Source organism: Ottowia sp. VDI28 (genome assembly GCF_049532675.1).
Classification (GTDB): Bacteria; Pseudomonadota; Gammaproteobacteria; order Burkholderiales; family Burkholderiaceae_C; genus Ottowia.
The window spans coordinates 3663321-3682665 of the sequence record NZ_CP149820.1 but is presented as its reverse complement, the minus strand read 5'-3'; the positions used below and the strand labels follow the sequence as shown (position 1 = coordinate 3682665).

At 61.7% G+C, this 19345-nt stretch carries 8 protein-coding genes; all 8 read left to right on the top strand.

Annotated features, from left to right (window positions below):
- The first annotated feature begins 7 nt into the window (after positions 1–7).
- The 8 genes from WJU18_RS17385 (at position 8) to WJU18_RS17350 (ending at position 19298) form a co-directional block, all read left to right on the top strand.
- Complete coding sequence (locus WJU18_RS17385) at positions 8–1903, top strand: hypothetical protein (protein ID WP_423454269.1); 1896 nt, start codon at positions 8–10, stop codon at positions 1901–1903.
- A 54-nt stretch (positions 1904–1957) separates the two neighbouring features.
- On the top strand, positions 1958–9220 hold the full coding sequence (locus WJU18_RS17380; protein ID WP_423454267.1) for a hypothetical protein: 7263 nt from the start codon (positions 1958–1960) through the stop codon (positions 9218–9220).
- Positions 9217–12912, top strand: a complete 3696-nt coding sequence (locus WJU18_RS17375) for a PLxRFG domain-containing protein (RefSeq protein WP_423454265.1) — start codon at positions 9217–9219, stop codon at positions 12910–12912. Before WJU18_RS17380 ends, WJU18_RS17375 begins: the two co-directional genes overlap by 4 nt.
- Before the next feature lie 76 nt (positions 12913–12988).
- Positions 12989–13789 (top strand): hypothetical protein, encoded by an 801-nt coding sequence (locus tag WJU18_RS17370; protein ID WP_423454263.1) that lies wholly within the window; start codon positions 12989–12991, stop codon positions 13787–13789.
- Between the two features lie 13 nt (positions 13790–13802).
- Positions 13803–14888 carry a hypothetical protein gene (locus tag WJU18_RS17365; RefSeq protein ID WP_423454261.1) on the top strand — a complete coding sequence of 362 codons (1086 nt, stop codon included), beginning with the start codon at positions 13803–13805 and terminating at the stop codon, positions 14886–14888.
- A complete protein-coding gene (locus WJU18_RS17360) occupies positions 14885–15595 on the top strand; it encodes a hypothetical protein (RefSeq protein WP_423454259.1) in 711 nt (236 codons plus the stop codon). The genes WJU18_RS17365 and WJU18_RS17360 overlap by 4 nt, the downstream gene beginning before the upstream one ends.
- Positions 15589–16758 carry a hypothetical protein gene (locus WJU18_RS17355; RefSeq protein WP_423454257.1) on the top strand — a complete coding sequence of 390 codons (1170 nt, stop codon included), beginning with the start codon at positions 15589–15591 and terminating at the stop codon, positions 16756–16758. The genes WJU18_RS17360 and WJU18_RS17355 overlap by 7 nt, the downstream gene beginning before the upstream one ends.
- A complete protein-coding gene (locus tag WJU18_RS17350; RefSeq protein WP_423454255.1) occupies positions 16755–19298 on the top strand; it encodes a hypothetical protein in 2544 nt (847 codons plus the stop codon). The genes WJU18_RS17355 and WJU18_RS17350 overlap by 4 nt, the downstream gene beginning before the upstream one ends.
- Positions 19299–19345: the final 47 nt, after the last annotated feature.

Genomic DNA, 19345 nt, shown 5'->3' with positions numbered 1-19345 from the left:
GATTCCCATGCGAGGCTTCCAACCTGCCGCGGCCCGCGCCAAGGCCAAACCTTTTGCCAACGGCGGACCTGTACGCGGCCCGGGCACTGGTACGTCCGACGATGTGCCCGACGAGGTTGAACGCGGCACCTACATCATGCCGGCAGACAGCACCCAAGCCGTAGGCCAGGATCAACTGGCGTCCATGGGGGCCCGTGGATTCAGTCCTGCCGGTGACAAGCTCCCTGTGCAGTTGAGCAACGGGGAATACAAGCTGCCGCCTGAGCAAGTGCATGCCATAGGTGTGCAAGCGCTTGACCAGATGAAGGATGCCACACATTCGCCAGTGGGAGGTATTGCCCCTGGAACCCAAGGGGCACCTGAGCCGCGCATGTTCTTTGCCAATGGTGGTGTGGCGGACGATGAGCGGCTGCGCCCGCGCGGCTTTGGTGATGCTGCTGCCGTATCCAACGCGGCAACATCCGGCCGACAGGGGTTGATCCCTTACGCACCGAACTATGGTCCGGCGGGGTTCGTACCCAGATCTCCGGCGCCACCGCCCACACCAGCACCCGCCCCGACGGCTGAAGGCGCAGTGGCCGGCGCCAATGATGCCTCCTTGCGATACTCCGGAATTCCTCTTTCGCCTGTGCAGCGGAATGCGGTGACCTCCAATTTCGAGCAGGAGCAGAGGGGATTCGCCGAAGGTGCGGCGGCCGCGAGCCAGAATCTGCCCTATGGACCCAGCATGGGAGTCGATGCGCCACGCGGCCTACCTGCGGCAGCGCCAGCCGCTCCCGCGCGGGTGGCGCCGTCTTTTGGCAGACCAGCCGCGCCTAACTCGTTTCAACGGGCCGGTGTAGGCGATGACCCCTACAACATAGGGAAGACGGCATCCACATCAGCACCCTCAGCACCGGTCAATCCTCCCGGACCATCCAATGTCACCAAGGCGGTCGGACCAGACGGCCAGGTTACCTACAGCGGGAAGAACATCACTGGTGATATCACGGTCAATGGTGGCGCGGGAAGAGGAACCGTTACGGACCTGGGTGGCCAGGGTTTGACGAGTGCAGATCGCATCGACCAGTACAACCGCACAGGAGCGATCTATCGTGATATCGGCGGCCTGCGCCAGCAGATCCAACAAGCTGAGGACGCTCAGAACGGGCTGATTCCTGGTGGCGGCATGGCCGTGCTGGGTACATCGCCGACAAGCTTGTTTGAGCGCACCCCCGAGCAGCAATTACGAGACGCGCGGGTTAGCTCGCGAAGCCTGATGAATGAGCCGCGTGTATTCGGTACACGCCGTGGCCTGCCTGGGGCGCCCGCGAATCTCGCTGCCGAAGAGGCTGCGGCACTGGAGCGCAACCAAGCCAGCGCTCAAAGCGCCGCTCAAGGCTTCCAGTCAGCGGAGCGGCGAGAGGCTATGCAACAGCAGGGCGCCAACCAACGCAACGAGTTGACGAACAGAACGAATTTGGCGGAGGTAACCGCGCGAGGCCTGCGGGACCGGGATCGGATTGCGTTGGATACGCGTAAGGCCGACAGCGACATCGAGGCTCAGGGCTACGCCAACCGTGCCGCGGCGCAGCAGGAGCAGCTGCGTGCCGTGCTGGCGGATCCGAAGTCCACGCCAGCGCAGCGCACACAAGCCCAACAGGCCTTGGCCGCTATGGCAGGGAAGCCGGTGGAATCGCCATGGAAGCTCCAGGTGACGCCAGCCACCAAGAATGCAGACGGCTCTACCAGTGAAGGCAGTATCTATCGTTACAACACCCAAACGGGACAGGTAGAACGGGCGGATGGGGGAAGTCCTCAGGCGTTACCGATGCCCGCGAGGGATCAACTTAAAGCCGGTGCGGTGTACCAGACCTCTCGAGGTGCGGCACGCTGGGACGGAAAGCAGTTCACTGCCGTTTGAAATTCGCCCTGCATAGGGCTATGGACATGCGCGCCCCATTGAGATAGTGGGGCTATGAGTGACACTTTCTCCTACGAAGACGCCTCCAAGCCTGCTCCGGCGACAAACTCCGGGCAGACAAAGACTTTCACTTACGAAGAGGCTGCGGGTGAAACTCAGCCGCGCGGGCTCAAAGGCTGGGCTAAGGATGTGGCCGCCACGGCAGTGAAGGGCGCGATTGGCATTCCTGAGGCCGTCGTGGGCTTGGCTGACATTCCCACAGGCGGTGCCGTTGGGAAGTTCCTGGAGAACGAGGGCGGTGCCGTAGGGTTCCGGCCCAAACAGGCGCGGGAAATTGTCAATGACTGGCACTCCGATGCGACAAAGGAGGCGCAGCGCAAGTTTCAGGCCGCGGATGGCGTTGTCGGAAAGACCGTCGCCGCGCTCGAAAATCCTTCGAACATTGTCACCGCAGTGGGTGAGTCGATTCCTTCGATGCTGGCCGGCGGAGCTGTGGCGCGCGGCGTACTTGCTGCCGCACCGCGCGTAGCGCCGTGGCTGGCTGGCGCCATCGGCGAGGGAGTTGCCGGTGCAGGATCTGCCGCCGAGCAAATCCGCCAGGAAACAAAGGACGGCTTACTGAGTCCGGAGCAGGCCGGACTGGCCGCTGCGACGGGTGTGGCCACCACCGCGTTTGGCGCATTGGGCGGCAAGGTGGCCAATCGCCTTGGGATAGGCGAGGCAGACACCATGTTGGCCCAGGGCATGAAGGGCCTGAAGGAGCAAAGTGCTGAGCACGCTGCCCGCATGGCTGCCAGCCCCGTCGCAAGATCGGCTGAGCAATCGGCTCTGCGGTCCATTCCGACCAAGGTGCTGCAGGGAGCTATCTCCGAGGGCTTCCTAGAGGAATTGCCTCAATCAGTCGCGGAGCAGATTCTTCAGAACTTGGCGTTGGACAAGCCCTGGAGTGAGGATGTCGACGCCTCAGCGGTTATGGGAGTCCTCTCGGGTGGCGCTATGGGCGGCGCAGCGTCCGGCTTTCGCGCATTCCATGAGGCGTCTGCGAAGCCTGGTGCGCAAGCGACAACCGGCACTGAGGCACCCAAGACGGAACAGTCCCTCCAACTAGGTTACGCGCCGAGCCAGATGGTTGTCTTCCCCGATGGCACTGTGGGGACGCAGGCCGAGGTGGATGCCTATGTCAACGGACTGCCAGAAGAGCAGCGGATGGCTGCCCGCGCACAGCTCTTGAACCTGGGCGCCCAACCTGCTGATCCGGCGCAGCCTCAGCAGACCAACTCTGGCACACAAAGGCTGAAGACGGAGGCGCTTGCCCGCTTGCGTGAAGTTCAGCAACAGGAGCAGGGTGAGCCAGATGTGCCGCAGTCGACGCCGCCCGACGGCGCCGCAGTTCTTGCCCAGCAGCAGGCGGCCGTAGCGGCGCGGCGCCAAGCAGAGCAAGACGCATCCCGGGCAGTTGAAAGCCCGGATGATGAGATCCTTCAGTCCACAGGGGTCACAGAGCGGCCGTCCGCGGCAATGGGTCTGAACGGCGGTCCTACCGCAGGCTCCCTGGAGAATGCAGCTGCGCTGGCCGTCGATACCGGCGCACACCAGCAGATGCGGCAGGCCTCTTTGCTGGATACCGCAGCACAGGTGGCGGAGGAGGATGCCAAGAAGTCCGGAAATGCCAAGAAGGGCGAGACCGCGCTGGCATCGCAACAGGCAGATCCAGAGACCGGTGAGCTTCCTCAGGGAGCCCACCTTGCCCAATGGTCCGATGCCGAGTTGCGAGATGCCTTCAAAGCTGCCCAGGTATCCGGCGTGCGGCGGCAACTGGCCGTTGAACTCGCGCGCCGACGCATGGAGCGCGAGCAGAAGGCGCTTCAGGCCGAACTGCAGGCCGATCAAAACGCCATGGAGTCCGATCAGCCCGATTCGGGTTTCGCGGCAGTACGTGAAGACGCTGGCCCAGTGCCTGCGGAGATCCAAAGCCAAACCACCACCCAAGGAGCACCGATCGATGGCCAGAAAGCCAATCAAACCCAGCAAGGCCGCCCGCAACGAGCGCAAGCGCCAGGAGCGCAAGGAGACGCCGACGCCGCGCCCGCAGGGCTGAACAATGGCTCCGCTGAGACTCAAAGCGATGGCGCTAAAGCTGCACCGCAGGCAGACCCGAAAGTTCAAACGCAAAACGGCCAAGTTGAAGCTTTGCGGGAGCAACTGAGAGGAGTAGAGGAGAAGATCCTTCGCGCCGCGCCTGACGCGATGGGGGTAGGTGGTGGCGACATCGAATCGGCCATGAAGAGTCGCAAGGTGCCTGTGACGCTCAAAGCCGCACGCAAGAAGCTGCAGGGGCAGTTGCGAGACGCGCAGGCCGCGCTACCGCGTCAGGGCAAAGTGGGTGAAATGCTGGGTAGCGGAGAGGTCGTGCTCACGAGTTCCGGCCGCGCCACCAGTCCGTTTCCCAACGTCAGCACCGATACGAGCCGTAAGGCAGTCAACACCATGAAGGCTGTGGACCAGTGGTTGATGCAAAACGCCCTGGACGAGGCCCGCTTGCGCAACGATGGCTTCAATGCGCGGCAGTTTGAGTCTGCCTTGAACAAGCCCCAGCAGGCCGACAAGGATAGTGCTGAGCAATACCTCTTCGGAGAGCAACCGGCAGTGCCACGCCAGATTCTCAAGCCGCTTGGCGAGCGGGATCAGGCGCAGCAGGTCAGCGCAGCGGCACACGAGGCAGCTACCAGCCCCAAGAATGACCTTCCGGAGCCCACCGAAGCACAGAAGGAGGCCGGCAACTACGCCAAGGGCCATGTCCGTTTGAATGGTCACGACATCAGCATCGAGAACCCGGCCGGCAGTCGCCGTCGCCCCGAGTGGCCGCCACTGAAGAACCACTACGGTTACTTCAAGGGGTCGGTTGGCGCTGACAAGGATCACGTCGATGTCTTCATGACGGATCGCGCGCACGATCCCGATCTGCCGGTGTTTGTGGTGGATCAGATGAACAAGGATGGCTCCTTCGACGAGCATAAGGTTGTGATGGGCGCAGCCAATGAGGCTGATGCTCGCCAGACCTATCTCGGCAACTACGAGAAGGGCTGGACCGGCCTTGGCGCCATCACTCAGATGAGTCAGGACGAGTTCAAGGCCTGGGTACGAGATCCGGCCAAGACAAAATTGCCCGCCAGTGGATCAAAGGCGCGCGAGCGTCCGACCACCGGGCCGGGTAGCGAGCCGCACGGCGATGCACTGACGCCGGATGCCGCACGCGCCGCCGCCATCGACTATATGAAGTGGCTGAAAGCCGCTACACCGGCCGACGTTCGTCCGGGTGTGCACGGCGGATATACCTTCGAGGGAGGAAGTGGCGCCATTCGGGTGAAAGTTGGTCACATCAAGGTGGACGGGCAGGACCGCCTGCAATTTCCTATCCGGGGCCTATTGGGCGAAGTTGGCGCCGTGGAGCCGGTAGCCCCGCCCGCACGCAAGCCGCGGGGCGTGCTGGCGAAGAAGGCTGAGGCCGACGCCAAAGCCCGGGCCGACTATTTCACCCCTGGGAATGTGGTGAAGGGCTACAGTGGTCATGATCGCGTGATCTCCTACAGGCCTCCTGACGAAAACGGACGTTGGAGCGTGACAGTCCGGGCGGTGGAGAAGCAGGGTGACACCTGGGTGGACAAGGCCAGCGAACGCGAGCGTGTGCATGCCACACCGCCTGACGCGCGAGAATTGAAGGCAGGACCGGTGGAGCGCGCCCCTTCACAGCCAACTGAGAGTGCGGGTGAACTGGACAGAGAGGAAAGTCGGAGCCCGCCAAAACCTCGATTGGGAGAAACGGCGGATGCTGTGTGGGCTGCGATCAAGCAGGCCGCCGGCGGTGTGATTTCCCGCGAGGGAGGGAGTCGACTCCTTTACCCCACGCTACGTGTCGTGGCGGGGGATTCGTTCCGCATCGATGTCAACGGCGATCTACAGGTAGTCGATCGCAAATCGGGAGGTGTTGGCGTCCGTCCGGCCACCAGCGCCGAGGCCGATGAGTTCCATCGTGATCTCAATGGCGACAGGGTTGAGGTGTTGTTGATGACGGCGCCCGGCTACGGTTCAGCATACGGACACCAAAAGGTGGTGCAGGTGTTGCACAGCCCTTCGGGAATGTCTTTCGAGCAGAGTAGGCAGGAGCGCCAACCTGCGGAGAGGGCCGAACCGGCGCCGCAGCAGGCTCCTGCCTCAGAAGCGAGCGCCCCGGCACCGGAGACCACAAAATCCAGTGAGTCGAAAACGCCGACCCTGGATGCACATTCGGATCTGATGAAGCGCGTCCGCGACGGCAAGGCCACGGCGGACGAGTTCAAGGCAGGCTTTGCCCAGGCGGACGCAGGTCATGACGCGCTGATCGCCGAACTGAGCACGATGACCAAGGAGAGGCTGCTTAAGGCTGGCGGCTATTTCTTCTACCACCGGTACCGGACTGACAAGAAGGGCGACATCGTTGCAGCGCTGGCCAACCGCGTGCTGGATGAGTATGCAATGGGCCGCAGCTATGGCCCCTCATCCTATGTGATGACCGCCGGAGGTCTGGCAGCCCATCGCAAAGCCCAGGACGCGGCGCTGCGCGAACTGGTGGCCAACACCACCGACGAGGACATCCAGAAGCACTCCCAAGAGGTGGCTGCAGCGCGTGCTGAGGCGGCCGGCCGCAAGGAGGCGGAAGCCAAGACCTTGGCCAATCCCGAGACGCTGGCGGACTTCCGCGCCGTGATGCGCCATCACATTGCACAAGGCGACGATCGGCAAGCGGCATTCCTGCGCCTGACGCCCGAACAGCGCGCGCGCTATGACGAACTGGAGGCCGCTAGCACCAAGGACGCCAGAGAGGCGGCAAAGTCCAAACTGCGCTCCCAAGTGGCCACGGCAGGGCAACTGACGACCGGCCAAGTGATCGAGACGAAGCACACGCAGAAGGGGCATGACCTCTTCGTGGTGCAACTGGCCGAGAGAGTGAGTCGCGAGGACTACGACACTCTGAACGCTTCAGCCAAGCGCATGGGCGGCAGCTACAGCAGCTACCGGGGCAATGGCGCGGTGCCGGGCTTCCAGTTCCGCACCCGCGATGCGGCCGAAGCCTTTGGAAAGCTGGTTGCCGGTGATTCTGCGGATGCTCAGGCTGTGGCCCAGGCTCGGCGCGATGCGTTTGACGATGATCGCAGCCAATCTGCGGTTGAACGCCTTGGAGCCATGGCCGACGCCCTGAACGATCGAGCCGACGAATCGCTGACGCGCGAGCGTAAGGCAAACACCGACCGCCGTGCGCGCATGGCCGCAAGCGCCGACGCTTCCGCGCGTGCCGACAAGGCCCTGGCCGGCACCATGAAGAACCTGGCTCAGGCCATCGAGAGTGGCAAGGCCAAGTTCCTGGACGCGGTGCGCCAGAAGGTGCAAGTGGAATTCCTGGCCAGCGAACTGCGCAACGCCAAAGATGCCCAGATCCGTGCCAAGTATCCGACCTACGGGGAGCAGGAGCGCCACCGAGGCGAGCCAGTGGACGCCGAGACGGTGGATTTTTCCAACTTTCCAAGCTACACCGCCATGCGCTCCGACCTGGCTGCTCTGGGCCGCCAGATGATGGAGGTGGACGGTACCAAGAAGCTTGGCGCGCGCCTGATGAGTGTGGCCGATGACGTGAGCGATGCCTACACAGAATGGGCCAAGGCGAATCTACTGCAGGTGTCTCGCTTCGGACGAGCCGGGGATTTGGCGGAATTCAGCAGCAAGGATGACGCCGAGCGCGCGATTCGCCGCTCCGGCATAGCGGACAAGGCCATCGTGCTGCCGATCAAGCGCGGCCAGAACCGCGTGGTGCTGGCGCCGAGCGAGGCCATGAAACTTGGTCTGTGGCAGGGCGACGGCGACAAGCGCATCACGCTTAGCGGCGACTTCGGTCAGGAGTTGGTGCAGGCAGTGGGACGGCGCGCGAACGGTGCCGTCCGCCTGCCGTGGGTGCTGGAGTCGACTTTCGAGAAGCGCAAGCGCCTATCCGGCATGGGAATCCAGACCGCTGCCGAGTACCGCGCTGCGCTGCGCGAGTTCGCGGACATCCAGGAAGCCATCGCCACCCCTGACAAGATCAAGGAGATGGAGCGGGCCATGATCGGCCGCCGCTCCGATGGCCTGGATTTCTTCCCGACCAGTGCCGAAGTGGTGGATAGCATGCTCGCCGCGGCCGAGATCGGCGAGGGCATGGCGGTGTTGGAGCCATCCGCCGGCATGGGTCATATCGCTGACGCCATCCGCGAGCAGGTCGGCGTGGCGCCGGACGTGGTGGAGTTGTCGGGAGAACGCCGCGAACTCCTGGAAGCCAAAGGTTACAACCTGGTGGGCACCGACTTCACAGAAATGAAGCCGCGCACCGGCTTCACCTACGGGGACGTGTTCCGCGACACCGACGGCAGGCTGGGCGTCATGCGGGGCTCGGGTGGTATGGCTAGCGACCGCGTGGGGTTCCAGCCTCTGGACGAAAACGGCAAGCCTGACGCACGCCGCGCCTCTTGGGTGAACCGCGACGACTTGGTTGGCGTGGAGCAGCGCAACAGTGACCGTGGCTACGACCGGATCATCATGAATCCGCCGTTCTCCAAGGGGCGAGACATCCAGCATGTGCGGCACGCCTATGATCTGCTGCGCCCGGGTGGACGTCTGGTGGCAATCATGGGCGAGGGGGCATTCTTCCATAGCAACAAGTCCGCGGAGGACTTCCGTGCGTGGTTGGATGAGCGCGGAGCCACCAACGAGAAGCTGCCGGATGGTTCATTTATGGATCCGGCCCTGCCTGTAAACACTGGGGTGAATGCCCGGATGGTGGTGATCGACAAGCCTGCTGCGACCCCGATCTCGGAAGGTGACGCCCCTGCAGGTGTCCGACCCGATCGCACTCGAACGGCCAGCCCCACCGACCGGGCAGTCATGGGAATGGTTCGCGAGGGAGCCAAGGCGCATGACATTCTGAGCGTGGTATCCGGAACGTCACGCAACCTCTTCCGCAGGAAGATAGCGCGGATGCTCATCGAATCGGGTGTGACCCCATCTGTCGTCCTCGAACAGGGCGCGCTCGGTGGCGGCGACGGTTTCACCTTCCTCGCGAAATACAGCCGCGAGGCCGATGCAATCACTATGACGCCTGGCGCCGAGAGCCGAGCGGAACAGATATTCATGCACGAAATGATGCATGCGGCCACCCTGCGCGCACTCGATCGCAACGGACTGGCTTCCTTGCAGTTGCGTCGGCTCTATCAGCACGTGAAGAAGCAAGGGGGGCGCGGGGGCAGTACGGCATGAAGAACGTGGGCGAATTCGTTGCCGAAGCATTCACGAACCCGGAGTTCCAAAATGCCTTGCGTCAAATGCAGGGGCCGGTCGGCGGTAGCATCAAATCGGCGTGGGAAGGTTTCGTTCGCGTTCTGCGCAGCATCCTGGGGCTCTCAAAAGATGCATCGGATGCGCTCTCTCAGGCGCTGTCGCTTGGCGCGGCCGTAATGCGAGAAGACAAGGTGATAAGGGAGCGCAGCGCGCGCGAAGCCCGGTGGTTGGACCAGCGTATCGAACCGGTACCCCTGAAGCTGCAGGGCTGGACAGGTAGTCAAGCTCAATTGCGCGCGCTGGCCGGCGGCTGGTATGTTGAGAACCTTCAGGGCAAAAGCTTCCACAACGATGACATGGGGGTGGATGTCCAGTTCTCGTCGGAGGGTAAGCGCACAGCTTTCGCCACGTCGGGCAATTTGCGAGCAGGCTGGCGGGCTGAGATGGTCAAGACGTTACCCCATCTGATCCAGAGAGCGGTAAAAGTTGCCGAGCACGCACCTGATGCGCGACGGGCCCACGACACGGTGGCCTTTCACACGCTGGTGGCTCCGCTCGAAGTCAATGGGAAGGTGCTGGCGGCGAAGATTACTCTGCGCGAGTCGCTGCATGATTTCGCGGACAAGCGCCACAAGTTCTATGACCTCACGGCGCTGGAAATAGAAAACGGCCCGGAAATGTCTGGAGCCGTTGCCGGTGTCGCCACCGGCCCGCTACGTCCTACTGGATCCGAGCCGTCAACCGTGAGTGTAGCGGACTTGAATCGAGCTATCAATGGGGAGTCCGATGCCTATTTCGGCGTAGCGGACGTGACCAATCTGAAGGCCAGCGCCCTCGAGCAGATCAATGCCGCCTTCACCCACGAGGGGAAGGTGTCGATTTGGGACAAGACGGTGGGCACGATGCGCAACCTGGCGGAACGGGCCCCAGCCTTCAAACCGGTCTACGAATCCGCGCAGCGCAATATCGATGACGTTTCCATGATGGCCAACGACGCTGCCAACATGGCGCCGCGGCTGCTGCCACGTGTCGAAACCCTGGCCGATCTAAAGAAGAAGCCAGTTTCGGCTACAGACAACAAAGCGGTGGCCAAACCCCTCTTCGAAGGCACACTGATGTGGGGGCGTGATGTGGACGGCAAGCCAATGCTAGCGGATGATTTGGCTGAAAAGTATGCCAATCTGGCGGCCGACAAGAAGGCCGAAATGTTGATGAGTGCCGGAAAAATCGATGAGGGCGTGCTCAAGATGTGGCGCGGCCTACCGGTAGAGCATTACGAGAAGCTGCTCGCCTCCCGATTCGAAAGCCAGATGCTCAAGCCCGGTATCGTTTGGACCGATGAGGAGTTGAAATCGCGATTCAATGCCACAGCGGAGCAGATCAGCCTGTATCGCGAGGCTCGCGCCGCAATCGACCGGTCCATCGACATGACGGCCCGGTCTGACATGCTGAGACTGCTAGGCGAGGACTATGCACCTATGCGCGAGGCCGTGCTGGAGGCTCCCAACCTGGAAACCGCGACTCAATTGGTTTTGGATACGCTCGAGCAGGATGCGCAGGCCAGCCCAGACGCGCGGGACAGGCTAGCCGGTCTCATGCACCAGGTGCGCCAGCGCATGGACGCCGCCCAAGGCTTGCAGAAGGCGGGATATGCACCACTTTCGCGCTTCGGCCGATACACGGTTGATGTGGTGGGGAAAGACGGGGAGCGGCTGTATTTCGGCATGTACGAGAGCCAGCGCGAATCCAACCTTGCCAAGGTGAAGTTGGCGCAAGGCTTCCCCGATGCTGAAATCACTCAGGGCACGATGAGTGCAGAGGCCTACAAACTGTTCGCTGGCGTCTCGCCCGAGACTCTGGAGCAGTTCGGGGAAATGCTCGGCCTGGACGCCAAGGGCAACGAAGCCCAAGACAAGGCATTTCAGGAGTACCTGAAGTTGACCAAGAACAACCATAGCGCGCTCAAACGGCTGATCCACCGTAAGGGGATCGCCGGCTACAGTGAGGATGTGGGTCGCGTGCTGGCAAACTTCATCTATTCCAATGCCCGGGCAGGCGCCATGGGGCTCAATGCTGGGCAGATGGAGGAGGCCATCGAGGCAATCCCCAAGGAGCAGGGCGAGCTGCGTGATCTGGCCATGGGCCTTCGGAGTTACATTCGAGACCCGCAGGAGGAAGGTCAGGCCGTGCGCGGCATGCTGTTCGCGCAGTACCTGGGCGGCTCCGTGGCTTCGGCCTTCGTCAACATGACTCAGCCATTCCAGATCACCATGCCGTGGCTTTCCCAGTATGGCGGCATGCGGCATGCCGGGGCTGCCCTGGCCAAAGCGCTCAGGGATATGGGCACCAAGGGATTTCAGTACGAAGCGGACCTGGCCAAGGCTTTGCACGACGCCGAGGACGACGGCACCGTCAGCCCTCAGGAGATCCATCAACTGATGGCCCAAGCGCGCGGCGCCGGCACGCTGCGCAGTGGCGATGGCACGAAGATGGGTGATGCGCGCGCCGGGCTGGCCAACCGCTGGGAGCAGGGAAAGGTGCTCTGGGGCCAACCGTTCGCCCTGGCAGAGCAGTTCAACCGCCGCTCCACCTTCATCGCGGCCTACCGCATCGCCAAGGAGCGCGGCATGGCGAGCCCGGCCGAGTTCGCGCGCCAGGCTGTTCTGGAAACCCAGTTCGTCTACTCCAAGGCCAATAAGCCGAAGTGGGCGCGCGGCGCCATTGGCGGAACGCTGTTCACCTTCAAGACCTACAGCGTGTCTTACCTGGAGCTGATGCACCGCATGTGGACGCAGGGCGGCCCCGAAGGCAAGCGCGCCGTGGGCTGGGCCGTGGCCATGCTGCTGCTGATGGGTGGTGCGGGCGGCCTGCCGTTTATGGAGGATGCCGAAGACCTGATCGACGGGGCCGGGCAACTCATGGGCTACAACGTTAGCAGCAAACAGTGGCGCAAGCAATTGCTCGTCAGCGTGGTGGGCAAGGAGATGGGCGACTTTATGGAGCAGGGCATCTCCGGCCTCCCCGGAGCGCCTGTGGACGTTTCCGGTCGGCTGGGGATGGGTAACCTGATACCGGGAACCGGTCTATTGCTGACAAAGCAGAACCGAGAGCGGGATTTGACCGAGATTGTGGGGCCGGCGGGTGATCTGATCACACGTGGATTCACGGGTGGCCGCAAGCTGTTGACCGGCGATGTGGGCGGTGCGGTGCTGGAGGTATCCCCAGCGGCAGTGCGAAACGCCGCCAAGGGCATCGACATGGCAGTCAGCGGCATGTACAAAGACACCAAGGGCTATAAGGTGCTGGACACCACTTTAGCCGAAGCGGCAGCCAAGGCTATCGGCTTTCAGCCCAAGAGCGTTGCCGAGGTGCAAGAGGCCAACAGCTTCATGATGCGCAGCCGCAGCTTCTACACCCAGACCAGCAGTGAGATCAAGGCTCAATGGGCTGATGCGCTCTTCCGAAAGGACGAAGTTGCTTTGGAGCGAGTGCGCGAGCGCCTGGCCGCCTGGAATCGGAACAACCCGGACCAACCCATTGTGGTGAAGATGAACGATGTTTGGAAGAAGGTTCGGGAAATGGGTAAGGACCGCACGGAACGCATCGCAGCAACCGCTCCCAAGGCGATCCGCCACCAGATGAGGGAGATGGCTCAAGAAGCCAACCGCTGACACAGCATAGGGTTCGACGCGGGCGGGGATGCTGGGAAAACTCCCGGCTATCACCTTTCAACAGCCGGAGCCTCGCATGGCCAACAAGTCGTATCCCAAAGGCATGGAGAAGTTGCTCCAGGGCGCCATCGACTGCACATCCGACACCCTCAAAGTAACGCTCGTACCTACCGCGTACACGTTCAGCACCGCGCACGAATTCTTGTCGGACTTGGGTACCACCGTGGGCACCGATCAGGAGTTGGCGGGCGTATCGGTCACCGGCGGCGTGCTGGACGCTGATGATCCTGATTTCGACGCCATTGCCTCCGGCAGCACGCTCAAGGCTCTGGTGCTCTACAAGGACACCGGCAACGCCTCGACTTCGCCGTTGCTGCTCTATATCGACACGATTACCGGATTCCCGCTGGCGACCAGCGGGGCAGGTGTTTCGATCCCGTGGGATGACGGAGCCAAGCGAATTGCTCGGATGGGCCTGCCGTTCTACCCCTTGGGGGCAGAGAAGGTACTCTCTGGCGGGGTCAATTTTCTGACCGCCCCTCTTAGGGTGGCGCTTCTGCCCAGCTCGTATGTCTACAGCGCGGCGCACGAGTTCCTGGACGATGTGGGCACGCTGGTTGGCACCGCCCAAGCGCTGACAAGTGTGTCCGTTGCAAATGGCGTCTTCGATGCCGCGGACGCCGCCTTCGGCTCACCTGCGTCTGGCAGTACCGTGGGCAGCGCGATCATGTACGTGGAGGGTGCCGATGCCACCGATTCGCCGCTACTGATGCACATCACTGATGTGGTCGGCTTTCCGGCTGGAACGACTGGCGGGGCTTTCTCCCTGATCTGGTCGAACGGCGCGGCGCGCATTTTTAGCTTGGCGTCGGCTTAATCTGGGAGGGGTTATGGCGCTCAATTTCGTCAACAACGCTCGCGCCACCTTGACTGGCACCCTTGGGGCAAGCGCCACCAACGTGCTTAAGTCGAGTCTCGACGGCTGGGAGTCGCTCTCCGTGCCGGAGAGTGGAGCCTTTGGTTTGCTGGTCACCATCACGAGCCCGGCAGAGCCTGGCGAGATGGAGATCATCAGGATCACTGCCGCCAGTGGAACGGCGATCTACATGGCTCGCGGGTTGGAGGGGACGACGGCGCGGGAGTGGTTGACGGGCGCCATCCTTGAGGCAAGGATTACGGCCGGCGCCTTGAACTCGTTCCTGTCAATGGGGATTGACGGCGAAGGTTCCTTCGAGCCTGGGGAGCTTGCCAACTATCGGTGGCTCGTTGGAGCCAAAACCGGCTATCCCGCACTCTCAATGGTCACGCGGACCACGGGATTCCCAGTCCTGGAGGTGCGCGACTGGGCAGGCCAGAGCCCGCAGGATCAGAATCCCAGCCCGAGCAGAGAAATCGTCAACGGGAGTGTGGTGGTCGGCTTGGGAACCATACCCGCGTGGGCTTCTTCCACCACTTATGTGCCAGGCAGTGTTGTTCAACCGACCACGCCAAACGGGTATCAGTATTCGGTGGGCGACGTGTACGACACCACTGTGGGCACGGTGCAGCCGGACTTCAGTGCAAGCATGCCAAATTCGACCTCCGAGTACATCTCCGGGAACCTCACCCGCATATGGGTGCCTACCCCAATTCCTGCCGTGGTTGCCGTCACTCTGGCCGGATCTAGCGACTTCAGCGGCCTCGACCCAGCCGGCTTCGTGGTCACAGAAGTGGGTGCGATCTGTTTTAGCCTGGAGAGCGAGGCGACGACACCGGTGGTATCCATCGGCACCCAGGCCGACCAGACGCGTTTCGCGGACAGCGTGGCGTTGGATCAGATCACCGCCGCAGGGCACATCCACCGAATTGCGGTCACGGCCGGCGGCGCTCCAGTGGAGGATCTGGTGTTCACCGTGGAGACCCCCTCCGACAAGCAATACATGGGGCGCTTCTACTGGAAGGGCTTCTACGTTCAGAACGCACTGATCACCCCATGATCCCAGAACTCGTCAACTCTCATGCTGTCAACGCCGGGGACTCCGGGGCTGATGAGTTGCGGGCGCTCGGTTTTGATTTGGTGGTCGCGGGGCAGGCCACGGCTGATGTAGGCGCCGCTCCGATCTATCCAGTCCTCGAAGGCATTGATCTGGTGAGCGCTGGGCAGCCCGTGGCCGTGGTGCGCTCGCCGGCCTATCCTGTGTACGAAGGGATCGACCTAGTACGGGCGCCCACGCATCAGGTGTTCATCTATCCGGTCAGCGTGGCAGCATCGTACCCGGTGAACCCCGCCCTTCCTCTGGAGTTCGGGACACCTAGACTGGAAGTGGGGCCCATTTCCTTTCAGGTCGGCGGCAGCATGCCGCTGGAGTTTGGGGCACCCCGGACGCGTCAGAGGTTCGCGGCGGCATCCCATCATCCACTTGAGTTGGGTACGCCGACCCTGGAGCAGCGCGCGGTAGCCGCGGGCGCATGGCCGTTGGAGTTCGGGACACCCCGGGCAACTGCACGATTCGGCGCCGCAGGCTTCGATTTGCTGCGTGCTGGCAAGGCCACGGTCGAAGTAGGCGGGGCCACATTCGCCGTGCCAGGACATGCGCCGCTGGAGCTGGGCACCCCGGGTCCATGCCGGTATGCGGTGATGGCGCGGCCGGCATTCCCGCTGGAAATCGGGACACCCCGAGTTGATCGAGGCACAGGATGCTGACGTTTGCAGAATTCACAGGCATCAACAATGTGCTGCCCGAGCACCGCCTGAGTGGCGAAGATCTGATTGCAGCGAAGAATGTCGATATCGGCCTGACAAAGGAAATCAAGCGGCGCGGTGGATTCACGGAGTCGTCAGACCAGTGCCACAAGAATGTGTGGCAAGCCGATGGCTTCATGCTGGCCACCTGCGGCAGCGTGCTGACGGCCATCCATCCGAATGGGGATCGGCACGTGATCCATCCCGCGCTTGGTCATGATCGAGTCTGGTACTGCAACCTTCCAGACGGCCGCACCACGTATACCAACGGGCTGATTCAGGGTGTGACCGATGGCCTGACCGGGGTTGAACGCAGCGTGCCTGCACCCGATTCGTTGGGTGTGCCTGATGCCGCTTTTGGCGCGCTGCATCCTGGCCAGTATCGGTACTACCTGACCTTCGTGCGCCTGGCCGATCGGATCGAGGGTCCTGCCTCCGCAAGTTCCGAGCCCTTCACCGTCGACCAGGGCGGGCTTCGCTTAGGCGGTTTGCCCGAACTCGAAGGCCATGCTGTCAACGTCTACCTGAGCGGGCATGACGGGGAGGGCGCCTATCTGGCCGGCGTGGCCACGGGCCGCAGCTTTGAGTATTCTGGCAATAACTCGGCGCTGGTGCTGCCATGTCGTACGCTCGGCGCTCAGCCTTTCCCTGTCGGCACGCTGACCGCTTTTTGGCGCGGCCGTGTCCTGGTGGTTCAAGGTGACGTTCTGTGGGCGAGCCGCCCCAATGCGCCACACTTGTCTGACTGGCGCGATTTCAAGGCGCTCGGCTCGCGCATCACGGCCGTGCAGCCGGTCCTGGACGGTGTGTATGTGGGCACCGAGAAGGATCTGATATTCCTCTCCGGAACGGATTGGGTGGGCCTGGCGCACGTGGCCACGAAGCGCGGGCCGGTGGTGCTGGGATCAGGGGTTAGCGCTCCTGGCGACAAGATCAAGGTGGGTGACGGATCCGGTAGCGGCGAGGCCATGCTGTGCATTGCCGGCGGCGAGATCGTGGCGGGCTTTTCAGGTGGGCAGACTGTAAGCCTGACGGGCAACCGGTACCGAACAACGGTCCAGGAAGTCGCCGCTGCCTTCCGGGTGATTGACGACATCCCCCAGTACATGGCGGTGCCGCAATGACGTTTCTGCACGACCACCTGGCGTTCGATATCTTCGGCAATCCGAAGCCCATTGCGCCGCTGCCTGAGCTACGCATCGTCGGGCGGGGGATGTCGCGCGATCAAATCCAGATGGCTCAACGAGCCTTCACCAACTACAACCAACGGGCCAGCTTGTCGAGCGTCCCGAACCCGGTAGAGGCAGGCCGTTTGCCTGATGGCTCGCGCTATAAGGCTTTCACGGTTGGGCGCAACAGGTACATGCAGGTGTGGCCCGCGGATGTTAGGGACGAGGTTGCTACGTTCTATGTTCCGGTTGGTATTCTTTTTGGCGGGATGGTGGCAGATCCCCCGTTAGATGGCGGACCCCCTTTACCCACAAGAACCTACCTCTGGACTGTGGTCAGCCCTCCTGGGCCGGTTCTCGCTGAATGGACACGCCAAACGATCCGTACCAAAGATCAGGGTAACGTGATCGAGATTCCCAACTTGGCGCCGCAGAACTATGGCGCGACGAGAGCTGGAACGGTTGCCTCACCGTCTGCGGACTACTTCCGAGTGGTTGACTTTACTACCGGCGTCAGCAGGGCGGGGCTCCTCAAGATTCCCTTTGCAAATGAAGGGGGTGATGCCGTATCGGTGACCGGCGCTCCTCTTTTCCGCGAAGACGAAACGATCTTCTTGGGCTATTTCCATTCAACGAGATGGGACGGTGACACCCTCAATCTTCGCCTATTCAGGTCGTTCAGACGTCCAGTAGCTGCGCTCAGCGGTGCCGGGTACTTTGAGAAAGATGGCGATGCCTTTGTGGGGAAGATGCTCCCTGCGCAACTGGCACCCGAAACTGATCTCTCGGACCTTTGGGAGTTTCCGATCCCGGTGGAATTAACCACCTTGGGCGATACCACGCCGACCTCCAGCTACAACAAAGATCGGACGAGGTTGAATCTCTATTTAAACGGTACGAAGCATCACCCATCGGTGCTGGATTCGACGCTTGCGTCAGGGCAGACCCGTTTGGTCGAACTGCCTTATGTTTCACTGAACAGGTATTACTGGGGCATCGATCTTGAGCCGAGGCAAGCCATCAGCTGGTGGCGGCGCGTGCCCACAGGTCTTGGGACCGGAGACTACCAAATGCCCCAAGTGACGGATTTTGTGTCAGGCACGTTCTCGGCATCAGTCGACACAGAGAACGATGAGGTCCTTGAAAGCAGTTGGGAAGAGGGTGCCTATATTGCCGAACCGAAACCCTACACCAGATTGCTGTGGGTGTATGACCCATTCCTCGTGAGGACGAAACCGATTCAATCGACCTCCACCACCGGCATAGGCGGGGGAGGCGGCACGGGCGTGGGCATGATGTGCACCGCTTCATCGCCTGTACCAACCCTCAGTCGGAGTGTTTCTGTCGAGTCCCCAAATATGTCCAGAGTCTCCTGGGCTCGCACAATTTCGGGGCCTTGCACATTCAATGGCCACTCAAAAATTACCTCTCGCAGCATTCTTCAGGGAGCATTTAAAGACGACGAGCTTCAGGGAGTCATCGAGCTTTCGGTTGAGGAGATTGATTACGACATGATTGGGAGCAATACGTACGTCGAAAACACGTACGAAATCGTACCCACAGGATCCGTAACTCCATTTGTTCCCGAAGATCTTTATAAGGATGGCGGCGGCCCGTCTGGAACAATATCCTCTTCCTGGTCGGCCAATACGACGCTCACCGTTAGTAAGCACAGGACCGCTGAGATTGAGGGGCGCGAGAATCTTGTCTTGGAGGATGCGCTCTTTGTTGAGACCGCATCGACCGCATCGTCTGGTCCGCATGCCATATCGCATTCCGTCCAGCGCACCCTCCGAGAGATCGCTGTATTCAATCCGGATTTGAATCTGCTTTGCTACTTGGAGACCGAGTTCACTGCTGGCTACTCCTATGACGTAGTTCCTGGAGTGGGCACGTCGGATATGACGTTCAGCCCCCGCCCTTCACTGTCGGCAGGAGAGTGGCCGAAGATTGGTCTTGTCATAGAGCACGCGTCAGACACCATTCGGTTGATGACAAACATGCCCGTCTATGACGATGTCTTCGTCGCGTCTTTACACCCTGCTGCCGGCCTATATCCGGGTTACGACGGTGGGACGGTATCTATGTATATGCGCGATGCAGCCTTGGGGGGAGGGATCTACGGCGGCGGGACGAACTACACCACCGTTTCTGATACCGGTGTGCCAGAGATAGGGGCCGTCTATGGAACCACTTTCGACGCACCCAATTTGCTCTGGACGATCGATAAGAAAACTGGCGCTCAGCCAGGGCCTTTCAGGGGCAACTACGAAGGGCGCGGCAGATTTCGTCCCGTCGCACTGAATCGATTCACTCGCATGTACTTTCAGGAGTCACCGGACCGGCGCGGGGCGATTCTCGCCATCCTTCCGGCTGAGGGCATGCCAGAACTGGACTTCGGTCGGAAGGTATATCTCATAACCGCCGGCTCTATTGAGGAGATGTCAGAAGAGATGGCGGCAGGTCTGGACTTCACAACAATGTCGGTGTTCTAACCATGATCGTCTGCAACACACTCAATGGCGCGGTTACTGAATATGAC